22 protein-coding genes and 2 pseudogenes are annotated in these 22,043 nt (G+C 71.1%); 2 read left to right on the top strand and 22 right to left on the bottom strand.

The window, feature by feature from the left end; translation table 11 throughout:
- From ABD331_RS02670 to ABD331_RS02600, 15 genes and pseudogenes are all read right to left on the bottom strand, one after another.
- A pseudogene (locus tag ABD331_RS02670) lies at window positions 1-226 on the bottom strand (hypothetical protein); the annotation flags it as partial.
- Between the two features lie 60 nt (window positions 227-286).
- Window positions 287-850 carry an amidohydrolase family protein gene (locus ABD331_RS02665; protein ID WP_344470751.1) on the bottom strand — a complete coding sequence of 188 codons (564 nt, stop codon included), beginning with the start codon at window positions 848-850 and terminating at the stop codon, window positions 287-289.
- Window positions 847-1,101, bottom strand: a complete 255-nt coding sequence (locus ABD331_RS02660; RefSeq protein WP_344470750.1) for an ATP-binding cassette domain-containing protein — start codon at window positions 1,099-1,101, stop codon at window positions 847-849. The genes ABD331_RS02665 and ABD331_RS02660 overlap by 4 nt, the downstream gene beginning before the upstream one ends.
- A gap of 85 nt (window positions 1,102-1,186) precedes the next feature.
- Window positions 1,187-1,609: pseudogene (locus tag ABD331_RS02655) on the bottom strand (ATP-binding cassette domain-containing protein); the annotation flags it as partial.
- Entirely contained in the window at window positions 1,606-2,415 is an 810-nt protein-coding gene (locus tag ABD331_RS02650; protein ID WP_344470566.1) for a phosphate/phosphite/phosphonate ABC transporter substrate-binding protein, read from the bottom strand. The gene ABD331_RS02650 and the pseudogene ABD331_RS02655, both read right to left, overlap by 4 nt.
- Window positions 2,416-2,565: 150 nt before the next feature.
- Window positions 2,566-4,053, bottom strand: a complete 1,488-nt coding sequence (locus tag ABD331_RS02645) for a sodium/solute symporter (protein ID WP_344470565.1) — start codon at window positions 4,051-4,053, stop codon at window positions 2,566-2,568.
- 31 nt (window positions 4,054-4,084) lie between these two features.
- Window positions 4,085-4,453 carry a hypothetical protein gene (locus ABD331_RS02640; RefSeq protein WP_344470564.1) on the bottom strand — a complete coding sequence of 123 codons (369 nt, stop codon included), beginning with the start codon at window positions 4,451-4,453 and terminating at the stop codon, window positions 4,085-4,087.
- Window positions 4,450-5,199: a LytR/AlgR family response regulator transcription factor gene (locus ABD331_RS02635; RefSeq protein ID WP_344470563.1), complete on the bottom strand. Its 750-nt coding sequence runs from the start codon at window positions 5,197-5,199 to the stop codon at window positions 4,450-4,452. The genes ABD331_RS02640 and ABD331_RS02635 overlap by 4 nt, the downstream gene beginning before the upstream one ends.
- Window positions 5,200-5,232: 33 nt before the next feature.
- Window positions 5,233-6,414: a sensor histidine kinase gene (locus ABD331_RS02630; RefSeq protein WP_344470562.1), complete on the bottom strand. Its 1,182-nt coding sequence runs from the start codon at window positions 6,412-6,414 to the stop codon at window positions 5,233-5,235.
- Window positions 6,415-6,495: 81 nt separating this feature from the next.
- A complete protein-coding gene (locus tag ABD331_RS02625; RefSeq protein ID WP_344470561.1) occupies window positions 6,496-6,900 on the bottom strand; it encodes an HIT family protein in 405 nt (134 codons plus the stop codon).
- The gene (locus ABD331_RS02620; RefSeq protein WP_344470560.1) at window positions 6,897-7,604 is read right to left on the bottom strand and encodes a DUF1838 family protein; all 708 of its coding nucleotides are present in this window, start codon (window positions 7,602-7,604) and stop codon (window positions 6,897-6,899) included. The genes ABD331_RS02625 and ABD331_RS02620 overlap by 4 nt, the downstream gene beginning before the upstream one ends.
- Window positions 7,605-7,947: 343 nt before the next feature.
- Window positions 7,948-8,382: a protease inhibitor I42 family protein gene (locus ABD331_RS02615; RefSeq protein WP_344470559.1), complete on the bottom strand. Its 435-nt coding sequence runs from the start codon at window positions 8,380-8,382 to the stop codon at window positions 7,948-7,950.
- 32 nt (window positions 8,383-8,414) lie between these two features.
- Window positions 8,415-9,050 carry a DUF3618 domain-containing protein gene (locus ABD331_RS02610; RefSeq protein WP_344470558.1) on the bottom strand — a complete coding sequence of 212 codons (636 nt, stop codon included), beginning with the start codon at window positions 9,048-9,050 and terminating at the stop codon, window positions 8,415-8,417.
- Window positions 9,047-9,427: a phage holin family protein gene (locus ABD331_RS02605; RefSeq protein WP_344470557.1), complete on the bottom strand. Its 381-nt coding sequence runs from the start codon at window positions 9,425-9,427 to the stop codon at window positions 9,047-9,049. The genes ABD331_RS02610 and ABD331_RS02605 overlap by 4 nt, the downstream gene beginning before the upstream one ends.
- Before the next feature lie 326 nt (window positions 9,428-9,753).
- On the bottom strand, window positions 9,754-10,506 hold the full coding sequence (locus ABD331_RS02600) for a methyltransferase domain-containing protein (protein WP_344470556.1): 753 nt from the start codon (window positions 10,504-10,506) through the stop codon (window positions 9,754-9,756).
- A 312-nt stretch (window positions 10,507-10,818) separates the two neighbouring features.
- Between ABD331_RS02600 and ABD331_RS02595 the strand changes: the two genes are divergently transcribed.
- Window positions 10,819-13,794: a DEAD/DEAH box helicase gene (locus ABD331_RS02595; RefSeq protein ID WP_344470555.1), complete on the top strand. Its 2,976-nt coding sequence runs from the start codon at window positions 10,819-10,821 to the stop codon at window positions 13,792-13,794.
- Window positions 13,794-14,561, top strand: a complete 768-nt coding sequence (locus ABD331_RS02590; protein WP_344470554.1) for an SWIM zinc finger family protein — start codon at window positions 13,794-13,796, stop codon at window positions 14,559-14,561. The genes ABD331_RS02595 and ABD331_RS02590 overlap by 1 nt, the downstream gene beginning before the upstream one ends.
- 126 nt (window positions 14,562-14,687) lie before the next feature.
- Here the strand turns inward: ABD331_RS02590 and ABD331_RS02585 are convergent, their stop codons facing one another.
- From ABD331_RS02585 to ABD331_RS02555, 7 genes are all read right to left on the bottom strand, one after another.
- Complete coding sequence (locus ABD331_RS02585) at window positions 14,688-15,626, bottom strand: diacylglycerol/lipid kinase family protein (protein ID WP_148433960.1); 939 nt, start codon at window positions 15,624-15,626, stop codon at window positions 14,688-14,690.
- Window positions 15,627-15,675: 49 nt separating this feature from the next.
- Complete coding sequence (locus ABD331_RS02580; protein WP_344470553.1) at window positions 15,676-18,420, bottom strand: immune inhibitor A domain-containing protein; 2,745 nt, start codon at window positions 18,418-18,420, stop codon at window positions 15,676-15,678.
- Window positions 18,421-18,542: 122 nt separating this feature from the next.
- A complete protein-coding gene (frdD, locus tag ABD331_RS02575; RefSeq protein WP_344470552.1) occupies window positions 18,543-18,884 on the bottom strand; it encodes a fumarate reductase subunit FrdD in 342 nt (113 codons plus the stop codon).
- Window positions 18,881-19,285 carry a hypothetical protein gene (locus ABD331_RS02570; RefSeq protein WP_344470551.1) on the bottom strand — a complete coding sequence of 135 codons (405 nt, stop codon included), beginning with the start codon at window positions 19,283-19,285 and terminating at the stop codon, window positions 18,881-18,883. Before ABD331_RS02570 ends, frdD begins: the two co-directional genes overlap by 4 nt.
- A complete protein-coding gene (gene sdhB / locus ABD331_RS02565) occupies window positions 19,282-20,043 on the bottom strand; it encodes a succinate dehydrogenase iron-sulfur subunit (RefSeq protein ID WP_344470550.1) in 762 nt (253 codons plus the stop codon). Before sdhB ends, ABD331_RS02570 begins: the two co-directional genes overlap by 4 nt.
- The gene (gene frdA / locus ABD331_RS02560; protein ID WP_344470549.1) at window positions 20,036-21,769 is read right to left on the bottom strand and encodes a fumarate reductase (quinol) flavoprotein subunit; all 1,734 of its coding nucleotides are present in this window, start codon (window positions 21,767-21,769) and stop codon (window positions 20,036-20,038) included. Before frdA ends, sdhB begins: the two co-directional genes overlap by 8 nt.
- 5 nt (window positions 21,770-21,774) lie before the next feature.
- Window positions 21,775-22,008 carry a hypothetical protein gene (locus ABD331_RS02555; RefSeq protein WP_148433964.1) on the bottom strand — a complete coding sequence of 78 codons (234 nt, stop codon included), beginning with the start codon at window positions 22,006-22,008 and terminating at the stop codon, window positions 21,775-21,777.
- Window positions 22,009-22,043 lie beyond the last annotated feature (35 nt).

Here is a 22,043-nt window from a genome sequence, read left to right as displayed (position 1 = left end):
CCCCGCGATCCTGCGCCGCCCCGCGATCCTGCGCCGCCCCGCGATCCTGCGCCGCCCCGCGATCCTGCGCCGCCCCGCGATCCTGCGCCGCCCCGCGATCCTGCGCCGCCCCGCGATCCTGCGCCGCCCCGCGATCCTGCGCCGCCTCGCGGTCCTGGGCCGCCGCAGACGGCTCGCGTTCCGGCGGCGGCGGGTCGGGCTCGTGTGCCGTGTGGCTGTTCGCCATCGCCGTCCCCTCTCCGCCGGCCGTCCCGCTCATCGTCCTACCCCCGCCGGCAGCAGGGGATCACCCCCCCGTGACGGTCATCCGCACGGTCGGCCACCCCCGGTCCACGGTCACCACGGTCAGGTCGCCGCGCTGCCCCTCGACCAGCTCGCCGCGATCGGTGAGCCCCGCGACGGCGGCGGGCCCCGAGGTGACCAGGGCGACGGCCCGGGGCAGGGGGACGATCTCGCGGGTGGCGAGGAGGAGCGCCGCCGCGAGGGGCGCGGAGGGCAGGTAGTCGCTGGACAGCCCGTCCACCAGCCCCTCGGCCACCAGTTCGGCGGCGGAGACGTTCCCGGAGTGGGAGCCGCCGCGCAGGATGTTAGGCGCCCCCGCCACGACGCGCAGTCCGCGCGAGCGGGCGGCCCGCGCCGCCTCCGGGGTGGTGGGGAACTCGGCGACGGCGACCCCGTTGGCGACCGCCACGTCCACCTCCTCGGGGGTGACCGGGTCGTGGGCGAGCAGCCGCGCCCGCCCCTGGGCCGCCAGTTCGGCGAGCCGCCCGAGGGCGATCTCGCGGTGCCCGATCGGGAACGCCCACGCGACGACCCGGCGGGCGGTGCGCGGCGGCCCGACCCGGATCACGGCACCGTCACAGGGTCGGACAGATACAGCCCGCGCAACCGCACCGCGTCCAGCAGCTCGGTCGGCGAGTCCAGCAGGACCTCCCCCAGCCGCAACCCCACCACCCGCCGCGTCCACTCCAGCGCCAGCTCGACCTGGTGCAACGTGCACACCATGGTCAGCCCGTCCTCCCGGCACACCCGCACCAGCAGGTCCATCACGGAGGCGGCGGTCTCGGGATCGAGCGAGGCCACGGGTTCGTCGGCGAGCATCAGCTCGGGCCGCTGCAGCAGGGCCCCGCGCGATGGCGACGCGCTGCTGCTGTCCGCCGGACAGGCTGCCGGCCCGCTGGTAGGCCCGGTCGGCCAGCCCGACCCGGTCCAGGTGCTCGAACGCCTCCGCCCGTACGGACCTGGGCCAGGTGACGATCCCGTACCGTGGCCCGCGGACCCGGCCGAGCGCGCCGTGCAGCACGTTCTCCATCACGCTCAGCCGTCCGACCAGGTTGAACTGCTGGAAGACGGCGCCGACCCGCCGCCGCAGCGCCCGCAGCTCGGCGCCCTTGGCGGCGGCCACGTCCACTCCCAGCACGCGGACCTGGCCGGAGTCGGGCCGGGTGAGCCCGTTGAGGTGCCGCAGCAGCGTGGACTTGCCCGACCCGGACGGCCCGAGCAGGGCGACGATCTCGCCGCGCGCCACGGTCAGGTCGATCCCGGCGCACGCGGTCACCTCGCCGAACGCCTTGACCAGCCCTCTGGTCTCCACGACGGCCGCCGTCATGCCTTCGAGCACTTCTCGTTCTCGGTGGCGGCGCACACCTCGCGTACCGGGTCGAAGGTGGCGTCGGTGACGGCCTGCCAGCTCCAGATGGACTTGTCGTTGGTCACGGCGCAGCTCTCGGTGTCCGCGCAGATGCCGAGCTGCACCATGCGGTCCTTGCTGGCGTCCTTGGTGAAGGTCTGCTGCAGCTTGGTCTTGAGGTCGGCGGGCAGTTCGTCGCGCAGGGCGACGGGCGACATGGGGATCGGCCGGGACTTCCACACCACCTTGGCGTCGCCCTGCTTGAGCTTGCCCTTGTCGATGAGGATGTGGTCGACCATCCCGCTCTCGGAGAAGCCGGCCTGGCACTTGCCTGAGGCGACCGACAGGACGGAGTTGTCGTGCCCGCCCGCCATGACGGGCCGCACGCCGGTCTTGGGGTCGATGCCCGCGTCGAGCAGCCCCTGGCTGGGGAAGAGGTAGCCGGACGTCGAGCCGGGGTCCACGAAGCACACCTTGGCGCCGTTGCTCCTGGCGAGTACGTACGACAGCGGCCCGAACTCGGCCAGGTCGATCTTGCCGGACACCATGCCCTCGATGACCGCGTTGTAGTCGGTGGAGCGGACGAACTCCACCTTCCTGCCGGTGTTCTTCTCCAGGAGCGCGATGAGGTCCTTGTACTCGGCGGTGGGGTCGATGTTCTGCTCCGTGGGGATGGCGGCGAAGCGCAGCACGTCGCCGCCGTCCGCGCTGCTGCCACTGGCGGAGGAGCAGCCCGCCGCCGCGAGCGCGCCGATCATGGCCAGGGCGGTCAGGGTAGGTTTCACAGTCAGTTCTCCGAGCTTTGTCGCAGGTGGCGCATCCGGCTGGCCACGGTCGTGGCCGACAGTGATGGGCAGGCCAGTCGCGCCTGACCCTGCACGAACCGGGGGGTGAACTCCGGGCGAACCCACCCGCCCGCCAAGACCTGGTACGCGTCAGGAGGAGCGGGGCCGCCAGTCGCCGCGATCCAGGTCGAGGTCCTCCGGCGTGTGCAGCCTGACCATGGTCCTGGCCACCCCGGCCGGCACCCGGTGCGGCGTCAGGAAGGACACGGCCACCATCACGGTGAACGCGATCGGCACCGTCCACGCCGCCGGCTGGGCGAGCAGCGCCCCCGCCAGCCCGCGCTGCGGCCCGGCGACGATCGTCACCAGCACGGCCCCGCAGGCCAGCCCGCCGCCCACGAACAGGCCCGCCAGCGCCCCGGTCGTGGACAGCCGCCGCCACCAGATGCCCAGCACCAGCAGCGGGCAGAACGACGAGGCCGCCACGGCGAACGCCAGCCCCACCACGTCCGCGACCGGCAGCGCCCGCGCCCACAGCGCCAGGGCCAGCGGCACCGCGACCGCCATCAGCGTGGCGATCCTGAACGAGCGCACCCCGCCCTTGAGCAGGTCCTGGGCGATCACCCCTGCCACGGACACGGTCAGGCCGGAGGAGGTGGACAGGAACGCGGCGAAGGCGCCCGCGGTGACCAGCGCGGTCAGCAGGTCGCCGAGGGTGCCGCCGATCATGCGGGAGGGCAGGGCCAGCACGACGGTGTCGGTGCGGATGAGCTCGGGCGTGTACATGCGGCCCAGCCACCCGTACACGGCGGGCATCAGGTAGAAGGCGCCGAGCAGCGACAGCACCACGAGCGTGGTGCGACGGGCGGCCCGCCCGTCGGGGTTGGTGTAGAAGCGGACGAGCACGTGCGGCAGCCCCATCGTGCCCAGGAACGTGGCCAGGATCAGCGAGTACGTCGAGTACAGCCCGTACTCCTTGCTGCCGGTGAGCGGCACCTGCCAGGTGGCCGCGTCGGCCGCGCTCACGTTCGGCGCGCCGTCGGCCTGCCAGGCCATCAGCAGGAACACCAGCGGCACGGCCAGCGCCGTCAGCTTCAGCCAGTACTGGAACGCCTGCACGAACGTGATCGACCGCATCCCGCCGGACAGCACGTTCACCGCCACGACCACCGCGACCAGCAGGCCGCCCACCCACACGGGCGCGCCGGTGATCGTCCGCAGCACCAGGCCGGCGCTCTGGAACTGCGGCATCAGGTAGAGCCAGCCGATAAGCACGACGAGCACGCTCGCGGTGCGGCGCACGGCCATCGACTCCAGCCTGGCCTCGGCGAAGTCGGGCAGTGTGTACGCCCCCGACCGGCGCAGCGGCGCGGAGACCAGCACCAGCAGCACCAGGTACCCGCCGGTCCAGCCGACGGGCAGCCACAGCATGTCCACGCCGAAGGTCAGGATCAGGCCCGCGATGCCCAGGAAGGAGGCGGCCGACAGGTACTCGCCGCCGATGGCCGAGGCGTTCCAGAGGGGGCTGACCGTGCGTGAGGCGACGTAGAAGTCGGAGGTCGTCCGCGAGACCCTGATCCCGAACGCCCCGATGAGCACGGCCGCCACCACGACGACCAGCACCGCCGTCAGGCTCATCCGACCGGCTCCAGGGCCGCCCGCGTCCCGCTCACCGGCGCTCGACCAGCTCGGCGAAGTGCCGCTCGTTGCGCTCGGCCTGGCGCACGTACAGCCAGGCGCCGATGACGAAGGCGGGGTAGATGAGGCCGGCCAGCACCGCCCACGGCAGCGGCACGCCGAGCAGGTGCACCTCGCGCAGCTCGGGGATGAGCAGGAACAGCAGCGGCAGCCCGCCCACCACGCACGCCAGCACCGTGCAGACGAACAGCGCCAGCCTGAACTGGGTGCGCAGCAGCGAGTGCATGTAGACCTCGCCGAGCCGGGTCTGCTCGTCGATCTCCCTGGTGGCGGGGTAGCGGGGGCGGCGCGCGGCGGCGGTGCGCGGGCTCGTGACGGCCACCCTCCTGGAGCCGCTCATTCCGGCCTGCCTTTCCTGGCCCGCCGCACCAGCAGGTCGCGCAGCTCGCGCGTGTGCCGCCGGCTGACCGGGATCTCGGTGTCCCCGACCCGCACGGTGCACTTGCCGGAGTCGATGTGCAGCTCCTCGATGTGCTTGACCGCCACCAGGTGGCTGCGGTGCACCCGGACGAACCCCGCCGACGCCCACCGCTCCTCCAGCGTGGCCAGCGGGATGCGCACCAGGTGGCTGCCCGTGGCGGTGTGCAGGCGAGCGTAGTCGCCGTGCGCCTCCACGTACACGACGTCGGCGCTGGAGACGAACCGGGTCACCCCGCCCAGCTCGACCGGGATGGTGTCGCTCTCGCCGGCCTCCACCGGCACGTCGGCGGAGATCGCCACCCGCCTGATCGCCTCCGCCAGCCGCTCGGGGCGGACGGGCTTGAGCAGGTAGTCCTCGGCCTTGATCTCGAACGCGTCCACCGCGTGCTCCTCGTACGCGGTCACGAACACCACCCTCGGCGGGTTCGCGAACTGCGACAGCAGCCGCCCGAGCACCACGCCGTCCAGGCCGCGCATCCTGATGTCGAGGAACACGGCGTCGATCGGCCGCCCGTCGGCGATGGCGCGGTCGAGCAGCCGCAGCGCGGCTGCTCCGTCCCTGGCGGTGGCCACCTCCCCGATGCGGGGATCGGCGCGCAGCAGGTACGACAGGTCTTCGAGGGCGGGCAGCTCGTCATCGACGGCGAGTACCCGGAGTTGTGCCATAGACAGTGATGAAACCGACAACAAAGATCGAGGTCAACGGGCAGAGACGCCTGGGTGATATTTCGGCAACCTGATGTTGACCTTGGTGCCCGCGCCGCTGGCCGTTTCGACGACCAGACCGTACTCGTCGCCGTACACCTGGCGCAGCCGCTCGTCCACGTTCGCCAGCCCGACGCCGCCCGCGGGAGTGATCTCACCTGCGAGGATGCGGCGCAGCCTGTCGGGGTCCATGCCGAGGCCGTCGTCCTCGACGCTGATGCGGCACTCGGCGCCCGCGTCCTCGGCGATGATCGTGATGCGGCCGACGCCGTTCTTGCTCTCCAGGCCGTGCCGCACCGCGTTCTCGACGAGCGGCTGCAAGCACAGGAACGGCACGGCGACCGGCAGCACCTCGGGTGCGATGCGCAGCGTCACCTGGAGCTGGTCGCCGAACCTGGCCCGCTCCAGGATCAGGTAGCGGTCGATGGAGCGCAGCTCCTCGGCCAGCGTGGTGAACTCGCCGTGCCGCCGGAAGGAGTAGCGGGTGAAGTCGGCGAACTCCAGCAGCAGCTCCCTGGCCCGCTCGGGGTCGGTGCGGACGAACGAGGCGATGGTCGTCAGCGAGTTGTAGATGAAGTGCGGCGAGATCTGCGCGCGCAGCGCCCGCACCTCGGCCTCCATGAGCAGCGTGCGCGAGCGGTCCAGCTCGGCCAGTTCGAGCTGCGAGTCCACCCAGCCGGCCACCTCCTGCGCGGCCCTGACCAGCCCGGCCGAGGCGTTCTGCCCGTAGGCGGCCAGCGCGCCCACGACGCGGTCGTCGGTGGTGAGCGGCACCACGACGGCGTGCCTGATGGGGCATTCGAGCAGGTCGCAGTCGATCGTCAGCACCTGCGTGCGGCCGTCCTTGAGGGTGGCCGCCGCGTGCTCGAAGGCCTGCTCGGCGTGGTGGTCGTCGCCGTCGCCGTCGTAGACGAGCAGCCGCTCGCCGTCGGTGATGGCCAGCGCGGCCGAGCCGAGCAGCGTGCGCAGGTGCCGCGAGGCGCGCTCGGCGCCGTCGGCGGTCAGGCCCGCCCGCAGCGGCGGGCCGGCGAGCGAGGCGGTGTGCAGGGTCTCGAACGTGGCCCGCTCCGCCGGGCTGGTGCCCAGCTCGCGACGGCCCCGCATGACCCGCCACAGCACGATCGCGGGCACGCCGACGAGCACGGCGACGACGGCCACGCCGACCAGGTACTCCACGCGGCCAGAGCCTAGCTCGTTTCCCGGCCCGTCACGCCAGGCGTCAGAGCGCCCCGGAGCCGCGGATCGTCAGGCCAGGCGTCAGAGCGCCCCGGAGACGCGGCCCGCGTACTCCTGGGCCTCCTCGTCCGAGTCGTACTTGGTGCGCGGCCAGAAGAACCCGCGCAGCCCGTCCTTCTTGTTGCGCGGCACGACGTGCACGTGCAGGTGGGCGACGCTCTGGCTGATCCGGTTGTTCATCGCCACGAACGTGCCGCCCGCCCCCAGCCCCTGCTCCACGGCCCGGGCCATGGCCCGCACCCGCTCGAAGAACGGCCCGACGTCGCCGAGGTCGGTGAGCGTCTCCACGTGCACGCGCGGCACCACCAGCACGTGGCCCTTGAAGACGGGCCTGGTGTCGAGGAAGGAGACCGCCACCTCGTCGGAGCTGACCACGTAGGCGGGCCGCTCCCCGGCGATGATCTCGCAGAACAGGTCGGTGCTCACCGCCCGACCTTATCGGCGAAGGCCGTCCAGCTCGTCATGTTGGGCGCCGACCACTGCGTCGGTGCGTGCAGGAAGTGCTCGCCGACCCGCTCGCGCAGCCGCTCGGGCACCTCGGCCACCTTGGCGCCCCGGCAGTGGTAGACGAGCCCGCCGCCGCGCTGCCCCATGGCCATCCACGGCAGCCACGGCGACACCCGGCACCAGGAGAACACGCACGGCACGTCCGGCATGCCCGACTCCACGGCGGCGGCCGGCGCGAAGAACTGGAACAGCTCCAGCGCCCGGTAGGTGTCACTGGCGGAGTTGTCCGGGTAGTCGGCCACCTTCAGCGGCGACGGATAGGCCAGCCGGACGTCCACGTTGTAGACGATCTGGTCGCCGAGCCGCGTCTCCGGCACCGGGTAGGCGCCCAGCCGCTGGTTGACCGGGTCGTTGAAGACGTGCTGCACCTCGACCTCGCGCCCGGTCATCGGGTTGTGCCAGGAGTCGAGCACCTGCCTGCCCCTGGGGTCGAGGTAGAGGGCGGCCTCCCTGGTCAGGAGCTGCCAGCCGCCGTCGGTCTCGACCGCCCTGGCCACGTTGAGCCCCTCGAACCCGAACAGGTGGTGCGGGCCGTCGCCGTCCTGCCAGCCGTAGACGTCGCCGGTCCAGTACGAGATCGTCTCGGCGCCGTCGGAGGAGGCGCGTACCCGGAGGAAGTCCATGATCCGCACCTTATCCCGTCCCTGGCCGGCGTCCCCTGCGGGAAGTCCGGCGCCGCCTCAGGGCTGCGGGGCGCGATCCGCCGGCTCGGCGCCGCGATCGGGCTGACCGGCTCTTCAGCGCGACCGCCGCCGCACCGGGCACCCCGACTACGCACTGCTGCGCGCACACGTCCGTCGAACTGCCCCGGAAGTGCCAGGACCGGCTGCACGAGGTGCTGATCGCGCCGCTGCGCGAGGTCGTCGCCGAGGCCGGGCACGAGCAGCCCGCACCTGGGGTGGGCCATCCTCGGCCAGGCTTAGGGGCGGCTCGCGGCGGGCGCGGACCCCGATGGCTCACGGCCGCTCACCGGGCACTGACCACGGTCACCGCGAAGATCGCCTCGCCGGACTGCTGCCTGCTCTCCTCGGTGCCGGGCGTCTTGGCCTGCCCGCACCGCCAGCAGTCGAACAGCCTGATCTCCGTCGTGCCCGGCTGCTTGCCGTTGAACACGAAGTAGGCGGTGCGCCCGGACCCCGGCTCCTCGCTCCCGCCCTCGTGCTCCTCGCTGATGAACGAGGCCACCTTGGCGTCGGGCACCTCGACCAGGTCCCAGTTGTCGCCCACCGAGGGGTTGTCGACGACGGCGAGCGAGAACCGCTGGCCGGAGCGCACCTCGACCTGCACGGTCGCGCCCTTCGAGCCCTTGATCACCTTGCCGTAGTCGCTCACGGCCGACCCGCCGCCGCACCCCGCCGCCAGGAGGGCGAGCAGGGCTGCGGCACAGGTTCGGCGTATCACTCTCGAAGGTTACCGGGCTCGGGCGACGGCACCTACTTCTTGACGGTCCTGCGACGCTTCATCATGCGGCGCACCACGAACGCGGTCACCGCGCCGACCGCCACGAACAGCACCACCGGCCGCTTCCTCGCCTCGGCGGCGGCGTCCTTGACCTGGTCGGGCGTGTTCTCGCGAACCTTGTCCGCCACCTCGAAGGCCTTGCCCTTGACGGTGTCGGCCGCGCCGACGGCCCGTTCCTTGGCGACCTCCGCCGCGCCCACGGCCCGTTCCTTGGCGATCTCCGCCGCGTGGCCCGCGCGGGCCTTCACGTCGGCCTTGGCCGCGAGCTGGCTGACGGTCTCGCCCATCTCTCTCCGGGTCTCCTGAATATCCCTGCGCACTCTGTCCTCTTCCTCCTCTTCGTCATCCCCGCTTGCCCCGCGCACCGACTCCTCCTCGGTACGCGAATGTTCGGCCGCTTCCGACCGTTCGTCCTCGATGGGGGCTTCTGGGATGAAGGTCTCGTGTTCCTCCCGGGCGACCTCGGCCCGCCGCGCGTTGTCCGCCGCACCGGGCCTGGTGGGAGGGACGTTGATGGATTCGCGCTCCGTCGGCGTGCCCACGGTCGCTCTGCGGGCGCCGACGTCACCGGCGTGCTGCTCGCTGTGTCCGGGGTCGGTCTCGCTCATCGCCGTGCCCTCTCCTTGACCATGTCGATGTCCGCCTTGACGCTCGCGATGGTCTCCTCGGGGACCGGCGGCGTGGCCCGCTTGACCTCGTTCTTGCCGAACAGCCCGAGCACGGCGGACGCGATGAACAGCGCTCCCGCCACGATGGCGGCGGCCGCCCACCCGGGCAGGACCAAAGCGAGGAGCATGACGACGGCGGCCACCAGAGCGGCGCCGCCGAAGAACGCGGCCATCCCGGCCGCCCCGAACAGGCCCGCGCCGAACCCGGCGCGCTTGCCCTTCTCCGTGAGCTCCAACCTGGCCAGCCGAAGCTCATCCTTCACAAGCCGGGTGACCTGCTCGGAGAGATCGTTGACCAGTTTGTGGGTGTCAGTCACGACGTTCGCCTCCTCCGCTGAGGAAGGCGACTACCCAGACAAACTGCCTTCTATCACTCGCAAAATCCGCCTAGCGGCGCTTACGCGCGGCGGTCTTCAGGAGGAACCCGAGGACGGAAACCACCGGGTCCTTCTGGACCTCGCACCAGTTGTCGGGCTGCTTCGGCTTGCTCCACGGGGAGGGGAGCTCGCACGAGGGAGCCTGCGGCTTCGGCCGCTCACACCACGATCCTGGACGCTCCATACCTCGATCCTACGTCCTCAACTGCCGGCCGGGCGGCTGGAACGGCCCTCCCTCAGGGAAACCGGCCTTTGCTCGACCGCCCTCAGGCACCATCGGCCTGACAGATGAGATGCGTGAGAGCGGCCACCGCCCGATACGGGTCGGTACGCCCCGCCCGCTCCTCAGCCGCCAGCAGCTCGTCCAGATCCTCCGGCACCGGCGCCCCATCGGCGGCCACATCCGTGAACACCCGCACCCCGTACCACTGCCGCACCGCCAGCCCCTCCCCCTCCAGCCGCCGCGCCAGCTCCTCCCGCCGATCAGCCCTGGCCGTCACCCCGATCCTGTTGGCGTAGGACACCCCGTCGAAGGCACGCAACGCCCCGCCCCAATCCCCCTGCAGCCCGGCCCGCATCGCCAGCGCGTCCCCATTGCGCACCAGCAACGACAGCACACCACCGGGAGCCAGCATCCCCGCCATCCCGGCCAGCAGCGGCCCCGGATCGTCGAAGTACATCAACACGCCATGGCAGAGCACCGCGTGGAACCCGCCCGGCTCGAACAACTCCCCCAGCCGCTCCGCCCCCGCCTGCACGGTCCTGACCCGCATGCCGGGCTGGATCCCGGCCTCCAGGACGTCGAGCAGCTCGCGGGAGGCGTCCAGGGCGGTGACGTGGTGGCCCCTGGCCGCCATCCTGAGGGCCTGCGTGCCCTGGCCGGAACCTACGTCGAGGATGCGGCAGGGGGTGGCGGGGAGGTGCTCGGTGAGCTGACGGGTGACCAGCTCCTGGCGTACGACGTCGCGCAGCGAGCCGAGACCCGCCCGCCACCTGCCCTCGGCCCCCGAGAAAGTCATGCCCACGACGATAGCCGCCGGTCGTCCACAGGCTCGTTGCGGCCTGCTCCGGTCTTCCGCCGGTGCGGGTAACCTGCCGGGGTGCTGGTACACGGGGTTTGGACTGCGGAGGGGCTCGCCTTCTGGGCCGAGACCACCCCACCCGACCCCTCACCCATCCCTTCACCCGCCTCAGGCCGCCCTCGGCCGGGCGTCACGGACCAAGGGCGGCCGGGCGGTACCAGCCGCGTTGGGGCCAGCGCTACGGCGCACCCCTTCGCCGCTCCCACCGCAGCCGTCGCCACCGCGCTCGGCCTCGCCCTCGACACGCCGATGACCGCGCCGGACGCCCAGCCAGGCGCTGCCGAGCGCGCCGCCGAGCCGCACTTCGCCGGGCGGGCGTCGGAGGCGCGTCTGCTGGAGCTGCTCCTGCCCGGCTCGGCCCGGGAGCCGCTGCCGTCCCCCGAGACCGGCCGCATGGCGGACGTCGCGCGCCCGCGCCTGCGCCTGTGGCAGGTGCCGGCCGTCATCCCACCCACCACCGACACGTTGCGCATCCTCGACGACCAGGCCACCACCGCCGTCACCGCCACGACACGGCACTGGGCCGCCGTGGCCGCCTTCGCCCACGACCTGGTACGCCGGGGCCGCGTGATACCCCAGCTCGTCCTGAACCCCGCACCACCCCCCGCCACCTCAGCGGACGCCCACCCCGATCCCATGTCCATGTGGGCAGCTCCTGCCAACAACGCCAGGGCCGTCTGGCGCCCGGTCCTGACCGGTGCGGACGCCGCCTACTTCCGCGACCTGGCCCTGGCGATGCCCCCCGCCTGCCGCACCTCCGCCACCGAACGCCCTTCCACCGACGTCCAACGCGAGGCCCTAGAAGAGTTCACCGACGCCCTCGTCCGCCGCGCCCTCACCACTCCCCTCCTCACCAAACCGCCGAGAACCCCCCAGGACCACTGGCTGGCCGCGCTGAGCGGCGACGCGGCAACGACGGCGACGGCGGCGCGATGCCCCGACGTGCCCGGCCTCCGCCGCGAGCTGGAGCGATGGCATGAGGCGGTGGCCACGTCCGAGGGTGCGACGCGGCTGTGTTTCCGCCTGCTGGAGCCGTCCGAGAATGACGACTGGCGGGTGGAGCTGGCGCTGCAGGCGGCCGACGACCCGAGCCTGTACGTGCCGGCCGCGCAGGTGTGGGGCGGGGTGACGGGCCTGCCGGGCAAGCCGGAGCGGGAGCTGCTGACCGGCCTGGGCCGGGCGGTGCGGCTGTATCCGGAGCTGGACAGGGCGTTGCGCGTGCCGGAGCCGGGCGAGCTGGCGCTGGACACGGCGGGCGCGTTCGGGTTCCTGCGGCAGGCCGCGCCGCTGTTGCAGGCGGCCGGGTTCGGGGTGCAGTTGCCGCGCTGGGCGGGCCGTACCCGGCTGGGGCTGAAGCTGACGACCCGCACCACGAAGCAGCAGTCGGCGGCGGCGAGCCAGGGTTTCGGCATGCGGGAGCTGGTGGACTTCCGGGTGGACCTGGCGGTGGGCGACGAGACGATCAGTGAGGCGGAGCTGGCCGAGCTGGCCAGGCTGAAGGTGCCGCTGGTCAGGGTGCGCGGCCAGTGGGTGGAGCTGGACGACAGGCAGCTCAAGGCGGCGCTGCGGGCGGTGGAGGGCAGCCGCACGGGCCAGGCGGACGCCGCCGAGATCCTGCGGCGGGTGGTGGGGAGCGACGACGAGGTGCTGCCCTTGCTGGAGGTCGACGCCGACGGGGTGCTGGGCGATCTGCTGTCCGGGCAGGCCGAGCGGCGGCTCGCCCCGCTGGCCACCCCGCCCGGTCTGGACGCCACGCTCAGGCCGTATCAGGAGCGGGGGCTGGCTTGGCTGAGCTTCCTGTCGGAGCTGGGGCTGGGCGGGGTGCTGGCCGACGACATGGGGCTGGGCAAGACGATCACCACGCTGGCGCTCCTGGTGCACGAACGCGCCAGCGCTGCGGCACCGCACGAACCCGACAGCACCCCGGCGCCGCAGGAGCAGGAGCAGGAGCGCGAACGCGCCGGCGCCCCCACGCTGCTGGTGTGCCCGATGTCGCTGATCGGGAACTGGCAGCGCGAGGCCGCCAGGTTCGCGCCGGGCCTGCGCGTGTACGTCCACCACGGCACCGCACGCGACGCCACCGAGATCGACCACGCCGACCTGGTGATCACCACGTACGGCACCGCGGCCCGCGACCTGGAGACGCTCAAGGAGCACACCTGGCGCAGGGTCGTCTGCGACGAGGCCCAGGCGATCAAGAACAGCGGCACGTTGCAGGCCCAGGCGGTGCGGTCCATCCCCACGGGCACCAGGCTGGCGCTGACGGGCACCCCGGTGGAGAACCACCTGGCCGAGCTCTGGTCGATCATGGAGTTCGCCAACCCGGGGATGCTCGGCCCCCGCTCCCGCTTCAGGACGCGCTTCCAGGAGCCGATCGAGGCCAGGCAGGACGAGCAGGCGGCCGATGCGCTCAAGCGGGCGACGGGCCCGTTCATCCTGCGCCGCCTCAAGACCGACAAGTCGATCATCTCGGACCTGCCGGAGAAGCTGGAGGTCAAGGAGTGGTGCCCGCTGACGGCCGAGCAGGCCTCGCTCTATCAGGCGGTCGTGGACGACATGCTGGCCAAGATCGACAGCAGTGAGGGCATCGAGCGGCGCGGCCTGGTGCTGTCGGCCATGGCCAAGCTCAAGCAGGTCTGCAACCACCCGGCCCACCTGCTGAAGGACGGCTCACGGCTGGCCGGCAGGTCGGGCAAGCTGGCCCGGCTGGAGCAGCTCGCGGAGGAGATCCTGGCGGAGGGCGAGAAGGCGCTGCTGTTCACGCAGTACGCGGAGTTCGGCGCGATGCTCCAGCCGTATCTCGCCCAGCGCCTGGACCGCCCGGTGCTGTGGCTGCACGGCGGGCTGCCGAAGAAGACCCGCGACCGGCTGGTCGACCGGTTCCAGCACGACGAGGAGCCGACGTTGTTCGTGCTCTCGCTGAAGGCCGCCGGGGTGGGGCTGAACCTGACCGCCGCCAACCATGTGATCCACGTGGACCGCTGGTGGAACCCGGCGGTGGAGGATCAGGCGACCGACCGGGCGTTCCGGATCGGGCAGCGGAAGAACGTGCAGGTGCGCAAGCTGATCTGCGCGGGCACGCTGGAGGAGCGGGTGGATCAGATGATCGAGCGCAAGAAGGCGCTGGCGGAGCGGGTGGTGGGCACGGGCGAGGAGTGGCTGACCGACCTGTCGACGGAGGAGCTGCGCGAGGTGTTCCGGCTGACCGCCGAGGGGGTGAGCTGATGGCCTGGTTCGATGCGGGCAAGCCGATCAAGGTGGAGGGCGGCCTCAAGGCCAGGTCGCAGCGCGGCAGCATCGGCTCGGCCTGGTGGTCGCGGCGCTTCATCGACATCCTGGAGCGCATCTGCGACAAGGGCCGCCTCTCGCGGGGCCGCGCGTACGCCCGCAAGGGTCAGGTGCTGTCGATCGACCTGTCCGCCGGCGAGGTCGTGGCGGCCGTGCAGGGATCGCGGCCGGCACCGTACGAGGTCGTGATCAGGATCGAGGCGTTCAGCGACGAGCGCTGGGCGGCCATCGAGGAGTCGATCGCGGCGCAGGCCGTCTACCGGGCCAGGCTGCTGGCGGGTGAGATGCCGGCGGAGATCGAGGAGCTGTTCGCGGCGCTGGGCGCCGACCTGTTCCCGCGCGATCTCGACATGGACTGCTCGTGCCCCGACTGGGGTTTCCCGTGCAAGCACCTGTCGGCGGTGCTCTACCTGCTGGCCGAGTCGTTCGACGACGATCCGTTCCTGGTGCTGGCCTGGCGCGGGCGGACGAGGGAGCGGTTGCTGGGCTCGCTGGCCGAGGAGCCGCCGCCGGATCGGCTGCGGGTGGCGGATGTGCCGTTCGCGGACCGGCTGGCCGACTTCTACGCGCCGGGGGCCACGGCGCACCGGCCGGAGCGGCGTCCGGCCGCCGCCGCGCCCGATCTGCTGCTGCGGGTGTTCCCGCCGCCCGGCGACCTGGAGGGCGCGCTCGCCCCGGCGTACGAGAGGCTTGGGGACGCCTGACGCAAGCCCCCTTCGCACTCTGCCTGCCCGTGACGTACGGCGATTGCTCGGTTACTTTGAGTAGAAGAAGCCGCGACCTAGGGAAAGGGCGAGAACATGGGATTCTCCTGGACCTGAGCCGCTGACTCAGCGGTCCTCGAAGGCGGCGGGCACCATGACGCGCACTCCGTTCGGGACCACGCGAAGCCTGATCGGAGTGCGCAGCCGCACCTCGCCGTCCACGTCGGCGGCCATCGGCGGGTCGGTCTCCAGCAGCATCTCCCTGCCGACCACGAACGGCCCACCGGCCAGGCTGCGCCAGCGGCCCGTCGTCGCCCGCAGCAGGGTCTCGCCGAGCAGCCGCAGCTTCTTGCCCGAGCCGAGCTGGTAGGCGACCAGCATGCCGTTGTCGATGCTGATGTCCCTGGCCACCTGCCAGCCGCCGTGGAAGCGGCCGTTGGCGATGTTGAGCTGGTGGGTGAGCAGCTCGTGGCGCTGCCCTTCGACCGTGATGTAGGCGCGGAACGCCCGGTGGCCGGGCAGGATGGTCAGCGCGGTGAGCGGGTAGGCGGGGCGGCCCACGATGCGCTTGAGCCACGGCTTGACCTTGCCCGCCACCTCGACGGAGACGCCGAAGCTGGCCAGGTTGGCGAACGGCCGGTCGTCGGCCATGCCGAGGTCGATGTCGGCCACCTTGCCGGTGGCGAAGACCCTGATCGCGCCCGCCAGGTCGAGCGGCAGGCCGAGGCTGCGCGCGAAGTTGTTGGTGGTGCCGAGCGGCAGCACGCCGAGCGCCACGTCGCGGTGGGCGACGTGGCGCACGGCCGTGGACAGGGTGCCGTCGCCGCCGCCGACGATGAGCAGGTCGGGGTCGGTGGCGAGGGCGGTGTCGAGCAGGTCGCGCAGCTTCTTGGTGTTGTAGACCGACAGCTCCGCCAGCGGCTCGAAGCCGAGGTTGTGGATCTGCTCGATCACCTCGAAGTAGTGACGGCGGCCACGGCGCGAGCGAGTGTTCACCACCACCGCCACCCGGCGATCCCGCCGGATCGCCTCGGTGTGCTCATCCTTGGTGCGCAGTTCGCTCATGGTCATCAATGTTAGGGGGCCACGGAGTTACCGGTGGCCCCCTGAATCATTACTTCTTCGGGGGGACGACGTGAACGATCGCGCCCAGGTTGCCGGGCAGCGGGCTCACGAGCTTGAACTGCACGCCCAGCGCCTTGCCCTCGTCGCCGGGGTTGCCGGTGCCGAGGACGGAGCCGGCGGCCACCTGGCCGTACAGCTCGGTGGCCGGGGTGCCGTCCTGGTGCACCACGCGGGTGGTGTACGTCTGGTCGCCCTTGGACGGCACGACCACGGAGGCGTCGGCGTCCCGGTAGTACAGCCCGCCGTTGATCACCTCAAGACCCGGGTACCAGGTCTTCGCGTCGGTGAACGTGGACACGCCCTTCTGCGCCGGGAAGTCCGTGCAGTACTCGCTGTACGGCTCGTTCGCCGCCTCCAGGCACTCCTTGAACGGGTACGTCTTGCCGAACCCGAACGCGGCGTTGGAGGTCTGCACCCGTCCTTGCAGGTTCTTCTGCAGGGTCGTGTCCTTCTCGGCCGCGACGCCGGTCCTGCGCAGCGGCTCGAAGTGGGAGTCCACGACGAGCAGGCTGCCCTTCGGGCCGAGGCTCGGCGGCTGCCGCAGGGTGTCGGCGACGTTGTTGTTGATGTACGTCGAGTCGCGGTACCAGACGAGCAGGCCGGGCGCGTTGTACTTCACCTTCTGCACCTTCCACGCCCCTTCACGGAGGTAGTCGGTGTCGTAGGTGTACTGCAGGCCCTTGTCGAAGCCGTCGAAGTTGCGCCACTCGGCGAGGTAGAAGCGCTCGATCTCGCGCTCGCCGTTGTTGCGGGTCCAGCCGGTGCCGCTGGTGTTGGTGAACGTGCCGTGCAGGGGCTTCCAGCCCGTGTCGGTCTCGACGTCGTCGCTCCACACGGCGGCGCCGCCGTTGGTGAGCTCGAAGTCGTCCACGTGCCAGCCGCGCATCTGGTAGGCGGCGTCGGTGTTGTACGTCAGCCGCAGCTTGATCGTCTGACCGGCGAACGGCGTCAGGTTGACGTAGTCGTGCCGCCAGGCGCCGCCGGTGTCACCGGTGAGGCCGTACTTCTTGTTGCCGAAGGTCTTGAGGTTCTTGTACGGGTCCGGGTAGTCGTCCGGCGTCGTGACCTCGTTGCCGGCCTCGTCGTAGACCTTCTGCTGGGTCCACGTCTGGCCGCCGTCGGTGGAGACCTCGACGAAGCCGAAGTCCCAGTCCTGCTCGATCTCGTAGTTGTTCCACATCCACAGCTTGAGATCGGTGCCGGCGGGGACGGGCAGGTCGCGCTGCAGGCTGAGGTTGGCCCAGTCCTGGTCGAGGCCGCTCCACCAGGCGTTGGAGCCGCTGTGCACGTCGATCATCTTCAGCGGCGTGGAGGCCAGGTTGACGCGGACGCCGTCCTGGGTGAGCTTGGGCGTGCGCGAGGACTGGCCGACGGTGACGAGCTTGGCGGCGTCACCGGGGTTGAACGTCTTCGGGTTCGCCCAGCCGAGCACCCACTTGTCCCACAGGCCCATGTGGCTCGGCATCGACTGGAAGATCGGGCCGGAGTGGGAGCCGCTGGACATGAGGTCCCAGAAGTCCACGGCGGAGCTGGCCGCGCCGGAGGTGTCGTACAGGTCGGGCAGGCCGAGGTCGTGGCCGTACTCGTGGGCGAAGACGCCGACGCCGGAGTCCTCGGGCTGCACGATGTAGTTGGAGATCTTGACGTCGGTGCCGGGCACCTTGTAGCCGCCGGCCACCGCGCTGGAGTGGGCCCAGATCGCGTACGTGCCCTGGGCGCCGCCGTCGGACGACTTGTCCTTGCCGGCGTGCACGAGCACGAGGTGGTCGATCACGCCGTCGGGCTCGGCGTAGTTGCCGTCGCCGTCGGCGTCGGAGATGTCCTCGACGTCGTAGTCGGCCCACGGGAAGTCGGGCTGGGCCTGGGCCAGCGCGTTCACCGTGTCGATGGGGAGCTGCTGGGCGCCGAGCGGGTTGTCCGGGTGGCCGGACATGTCCTGGGGGGCGTTGCCGCAGGCGGCGGCGCCGTACCAGGCCTCGGAGTGCGGCACCTTGATCCAGCCGACGGCCGAGCCGGTGACGGAGTAGGCGCCCTTGGACATCTCCTCGTACATCTTCTTCATCGTGAAGCCGGAGATGTCGATGCCGGGCTTGCCGTCGCGCGGGTCCTTCAGGTCCGGGCGCACGCGCTCGGTGATGCCCTTGTCGGTGTAGAGCATCTTGTTGAAGTGCGCGGTGCTGAAGTCCTTGACCCAGAAGGAGTTGTTGTCCTTGTGCGGCAGCGTGGCCGGGTCGGGGATCTGGTTGTGCAGCGGGCCGTTCTGCAGCGTGCCCGGCGGCTCGACGACGCAGTCGTCGGGGGCGCTCTGGGTGCTGCGGAGCCGGTTGTAGCCGGAGAAGTCGTCGTTGGCCTGCTCGTTGAACTCGACGAGGACCGTCAGGAGTTTGGCGGTCTTGGCCTGCTTGGTGTTCTTGAAGATCCACTCAGCGGGGTTGCGGCCGGTCTTGATGGCCTGCTGCTCGCGGGCGGCGAGGATGCGGCCGGTGACCGGGTTGCCGCTGTTGAACTTCCTGTCGAACTTCTGGGCGGGCGTCAGCGAGCGGGCCCTCGCGTTGTCGACCGCCGGCTCCTCGGTGTCCTGGGGGACGGCCGGCGGAGCGTAGTTGATGTAGTAGTCCGAGGCCGTGGGCTGGTAACTCGCGACGGACGTCGCGGCGGCCGGCGGCGCGGACAGGGCGGCGCCAAGGAGGGCGACCGCCGGGAACGTTGCTAACAGGCGCTTAGTACGTGGCACCAGGAACCCTCTCTGCCCGGGATCGCCGGGCGCATGGCCATAGGGTGTGCAATGCCGGACGCTAAGGGGTGCGTCAACCCAACGTAAAGTACGTTGTTGAAACGTGATCAAACTACGACATTTCAGAACATCAACATCACCGAGAGCACCCCGCCCGTTATCGCCCCGCCGTAACACAACAGCGCGATGAGCAGGTCGAACCTGGCGATGCCGAGCAGCTCCTCACTGGTGTGCCGGATGCGGTGCGCGGCGTGGAAGAGACACAGCACCACGATCACGACCAGCGCCAGCCTGACCAGCACATTGCTCAGCAGCCCGCGCAGGTGCTCGGCGGTCGGCCAGTCCACGATCCCGAGCGGCATGAGCACCCCGAACAGCAGCACCAGCACCGGCAGCACGAGCGCCGCCACCACTCCCCCGCCGCTGAACAGCAGCCACAGGTACGGCTCCAGCGTCCGCCTCATCGGAAACCCCTCAGCACGAAGAACGTGATGACCAGGGACACGGCCAGCCACAACGAGTGGTTGCCGCCCTGGATCATCCACGCGGGCAGCCGGTAGCCGTCGAGCCGCACCACGGTGGCCTTCGGCGCGAGGTTGAGGAACGTGACCGCGTGGAAGGCGGTCGCCGCCAGGGCCAGCACGTTCAGCGCGATCATCCAGGGCCGCGCGGCCAGCGCCGCGAAGGCGGCCAGGGAGCCGTCGAGCACCGCGGCGATCAGCATCAGCAGGAAGGCGATCGACCAGGCCACGAAGACGCTGGTCAGCTCGCGCAGCACGAAGATCGTGTAGTTGCGGGTGCGGGCGAACCACAGGTTGTCGCGCCGCGGCCGGTAGACGGCGCCCGGAGTGACGTCGTTCCTCATCGCCTGCTCCACGGCAGCACCGAGCGCAGGGCGGCGGTCAGCTTGTAGCGCTGGATCGCCTCGGCCGGGTCCACGTGCTTGGGGCACACCTTCGTGCACTCGCCCACGAACGTGCACCCCCACACCGCGTCGTCCTGGTTCAGCACGTCGAACCGGTCGCCCATGTCACGCGAGTCCAGGTTGTAGCGCTGCGCCAGCGCGATGGCGGCCGGGCCGAGGAAGTCGGGGTCGAGCACGTACACCGGGCAGGCCGAGTAGCACAGCAGGCAGTTGATGCACATGCTGTACTGCTTGTACGCCTCCAGTTGCTCGGGCGTCTGCGCGTACTCGGCGGTCAGCGGCAGGTCCTCGCCCTCCCTGATCAGCCAAGGGCGCACGGACGACAGCTTGGCCAGGAAGTCCTCGATGTCCACCACCAGGTCCCTGATCACCGGGAACCCCTTCAGCGGCTCGATCCTGACCGGCCCCTCGCCGTACTCGGTGAGGAAGGTGCCGCAGGTCAGCCGCGCCTCACCGTTCACCGTCATGCCGCACGAGCCGCACACGCCCATCCGGCACGACCAGCGGTAGGACAGGCTGCCGTCGAGCTGGTCCTTGATGTAGTTGAGCCCGTCGAGCACGGCCCAGTCGCTCATCAGCGGCACGTCGTAGCCCTGGAACACCGGCTCGGCGTCCTGCCCCGGCCGATACCTCGCCACTTCCATCCGGATCGTCCGCGTGCCCGCCTCCTGCCGTACCGATGGCGTGGTGTCAGTCACGGCCGTAGACCCTTTCTCCCGGAGGCCAGCGGGTGATCGTCACGGGCAGCAGGCCGACCGATGGCGTGCCGTCGGGCGCGCGGTGCACCAGCGAGTGCGCCAGGAACGCCTCGTCGTCCCTGGCGGAGAAGTCGGTGCGCTGGTGCGCGCCGCGCGACTCCTGCCTGTTCAGCGCGCAGGCGACGATCGTCTGCGCGATCTCCAGCATGCAGTGCAGCTCGTGCAGGCTGGTCAGCTCGGTGTTGAAGGCGGTGCTGCCGTCCTCGACGCGCGCCTCGGCGGCCCGCTCGCGCAGGTCCGCCAGTGTGTCCACGGCCTTGGCCAGCTCGTCGCCCGTGCGGTAGATGCCGGCCGCCCCTTCGAGCGTGTGCTGCATCTGCTCGCGCAGGTCCGCGATCCGCTCGCCGTTCCCGCCGCTGTCGCGCCCGCGTTCCAGCCGCCGCCGCTCGTCACCCCCCTGACTGCGTACGGCCGGCGGCTCGCCCTCGCGGTGCTCCTTCGCGAACGAGGCCGCCGCGAGACCCGCCCGGCGGCCGAACACCAGGATCTCGGGCAGCGAGTTGGAGCCCAGCCGGTTGGCCCCGTTGATGCTCACGCAGGCCGTCTCCCCGGCCGCGTACAGCCCCGCGATGGGGGTGGCGCCGTCTAGGTCGGTGTGGACGCCGCCCATCATGTAGTGCACGACCGGGCGTACCGGGATGAGGTCGGTGGCCGGGTCGAGGTTCTGGTAGCTGCGGCACAGCTCGCGCACGAACGGGATGCGGGCGTCGATCTTGCCCTCGCCCAGGTGGCGCAGGTCCAGGTAGACGACGGGCCCGTACGGGGTGTCAACGGTGCGGCCCTTGTGCTGCTCGTGCACGAACGCCTGCGACAGCCGGTCGCGCGGGCCCAGCTCCATGCTGCGCAGCTTGGGGGTGGGCGTGGGCTTGCCCAGGTCGTAGTCCTGTAAGTAGCGGTAGCCGTCCTTGTTGATCAGCCAGCCGCCCTCCGCCCTGGCCGCCTCGGTGATGAGGATGCCGGTGAACGGCAGGCCGGTGGGGTGGTACTGGACGAACTCCATGTCCTTCAGCGGCGCGCCCTCCCGGTAGGCCAGCGCCATGCCGTCGCCGGTCTTGATCGCGGCGTTGGTGGTGAAGGGGAAGACCTTGCCGCAGCCGCCGGTGGCCAGGATGACGGTCCTGGCGGGGATGGTCTCGATGCGGCCGGTGCGCAGCTCCACGGCCACGACGCCGTGGACGCGGCCGTCGTCGACGACGAGCTTGGTGACGTACCACTCGTCGTACCTGATGATGTCCTGATATTTCAGGGTTGTCTGGAAGAGCGTGTGCAGCAGGTGGAAGCCGGTCTTGTCGGCCGCGTACCAGGTGCGCATCTTCTTCATCCCGCCGAACGGCCGCACCGCCACCCGGCCGTCGCTCTCGCGGCTCCAGGGGCAGCCCCAGTGTTCGAGCTGGATCAGCTCCCTGGGCGCCTCGGCCACGAACGCCTCCACCGCGTCCTGGTCGCACAGCCAGTCGCCGCCGGAGATCGTGTCGTAGCAGTGCTCGTCGAGCGTGTCGCCGGCGCCGATCACCGCGGCGGCGCCGCCCTCGGCGGAGACGGTGTGGCTGCGCATCGGGTAGACCTTCGACACGACCGCCACCTTCAGCGCAGGGTCCGTCTCGGCGACCGCGACGGCCGCCCGCAGCCCGGCTCCGCCTCCCCCGACGATGAGCACGTCGATCATGGACGTCACTTCCCCTGGTCCGGCTGTATCGGGTCCTTCACCCGCTTGCCGTCGTGGCGGATGGCCGACAGATGGATGCTGCCGTCGTGGTACTCGTGCCGGATGCGCCGGCAGCCGCAGTCGAAGAGCTGGTCGCGGATGACCAGGCCGTAGCCGTCGTCGTCGACGAGGCGATCACCTCCGGACTTCTTCCCGCAGGGGGCCGTCTCGGGGTCGAAGGGAATCTTCGTGCCTGTCATCGCCGATCTCCCTAGATAGGCGAAACATCATGGAG

Origin of the sequence: Nonomuraea monospora, from assembly GCF_039531895.1 — a bacterium.
Taxonomy (GTDB): domain Bacteria; phylum Actinomycetota; class Actinomycetes; order Streptosporangiales; family Streptosporangiaceae; genus Nonomuraea; species Nonomuraea monospora.
The sequence above is the reverse complement of the archived record's forward strand: the minus strand, read 5'-3'. Positions and strand labels throughout refer to the sequence as shown.

Bases quoted from the DNA above. Each gene is read 5' to 3' on its own strand.
- ABD331_RS02660 (WP_344470750.1), bottom strand. From the start codon at position 1,101: ATGCTCGCCGACGAACCCGTGGCCTCGCTCGATCCCGAGACCGCCGCC.
- ABD331_RS02645 (WP_344470565.1), bottom strand. From the start codon at position 4,053: ATGAGCCTGACGGCGGTGCTGGTCGTCGTGGTGGCGGCCGTGCTCATC.
- ABD331_RS02640 (WP_344470564.1), bottom strand. From the start codon at position 4,453: ATGAGCGGCTCCAGGAGGGTGGCCGTCACGAGCCCGCGCACCGCCGCC.
- ABD331_RS02635 (WP_344470563.1), bottom strand. From the start codon at position 5,199: ATGGCACAACTCCGGGTACTCGCCGTCGATGACGAGCTGCCCGCCCTC.
- ABD331_RS02620 (WP_344470560.1), bottom strand. From the start codon at position 7,604: ATGGACTTCCTCCGGGTACGCGCCTCCTCCGACGGCGCCGAGACGATC.
- ABD331_RS02610 (WP_344470558.1), bottom strand. From the start codon at position 9,050: ATGAGCGAGACCGACCCCGGACACAGCGAGCAGCACGCCGGTGACGTC.
- ABD331_RS02600 (WP_344470556.1), bottom strand. From the start codon at position 10,506: ATGACTTTCTCGGGGGCCGAGGGCAGGTGGCGGGCGGGTCTCGGCTCG.
- ABD331_RS02595 (WP_344470555.1), top strand. From the start codon at position 10,819: ATGACCGCGCCGGACGCCCAGCCAGGCGCTGCCGAGCGCGCCGCCGAG.
- ABD331_RS02590 (WP_344470554.1), top strand. From the start codon at position 13,794: ATGGCCTGGTTCGATGCGGGCAAGCCGATCAAGGTGGAGGGCGGCCTC.
- ABD331_RS02585 (WP_148433960.1), bottom strand. From the start codon at position 15,626: ATGAGCGAACTGCGCACCAAGGATGAGCACACCGAGGCGATCCGGCGG.
- frdD (WP_344470552.1), bottom strand. From the start codon at position 18,884: ATGAGGCGGACGCTGGAGCCGTACCTGTGGCTGCTGTTCAGCGGCGGG.
- ABD331_RS02570 (WP_344470551.1), bottom strand. From the start codon at position 19,285: ATGAGGAACGACGTCACTCCGGGCGCCGTCTACCGGCCGCGGCGCGAC.
- frdA (WP_344470549.1), bottom strand. From the start codon at position 21,769: ATGATCGACGTGCTCATCGTCGGGGGAGGCGGAGCCGGGCTGCGGGCG.
- ABD331_RS02555 (WP_148433964.1), bottom strand. From the start codon at position 22,008: ATGACAGGCACGAAGATTCCCTTCGACCCCGAGACGGCCCCCTGCGGG.